Origin of the sequence: Citrobacter sp. MNAZ 1397, from assembly GCF_023613995.1 — a bacterium.
Lineage (GTDB): Bacteria > Pseudomonadota > Gammaproteobacteria > Enterobacterales > Enterobacteriaceae > Phytobacter > Phytobacter ursingii.
This window is the reverse complement of sequence record NZ_JAKIVH010000013.1, coordinates 1-523: the sequence shown is the minus strand read 5'-3', so window position 1 is coordinate 523 and position 523 is coordinate 1. Positions and strand designations below refer to the sequence as shown.

Below are 523 nucleotides of genomic sequence, written 5' to 3'. Positions count from 1 at the left end.
GTGCGGCGCTGAGCAGGGCTTCTCCGGGCGTGAAGTGATGGCGGAGTTCCGTCGCGCCACCGGCCTGCCGACGGCGACCAATATGATTGCCACCGACTGGCGTCAGATGGGACACACGCTGTCCCTGCAGTCGGTGGATATCCCGCTGGCGGACCCGCACTTCTGGACCATGCAGGGTTCCGTGCGCGTGGCGCAGATGTGCCACGAGTTCGGCCTGACCTGGGGTTCCCACTCCAACAACCACTTCGACATCTCGCTGGCGATGTTCACCCACGTGGCAGCCGCCGCGCCGGGCAAAATCACCGCTATCGACACCCACTGGATCTGGCAGGAAGGCAACCAGCGTCTGACCAGAGAGCCGTTTGAAATCAAGGGCGGGATGGTGCAGGTGCCGACGACGCCGGGGCTGGGCGTGGAGCTGGATATGGAGCAGGTGATGAAGGCGCACGAGCTGTATCAGAAACACGGTCTGGGCGCGCGCGACGATGCCATGGGGATGCAGTACCTTATCCCCGGCTGGACG

Annotated in this window: 1 protein-coding gene; it reads left to right on the top strand. The window is 64.4% G+C overall.

The window, feature by feature from the left end; all coding sequences use genetic code 11:
• Positions 1-523: enolase C-terminal domain-like protein (locus L2097_RS25060; RefSeq protein WP_284454104.1), on the top strand; the 523-nt coding region annotated here is incomplete at both ends.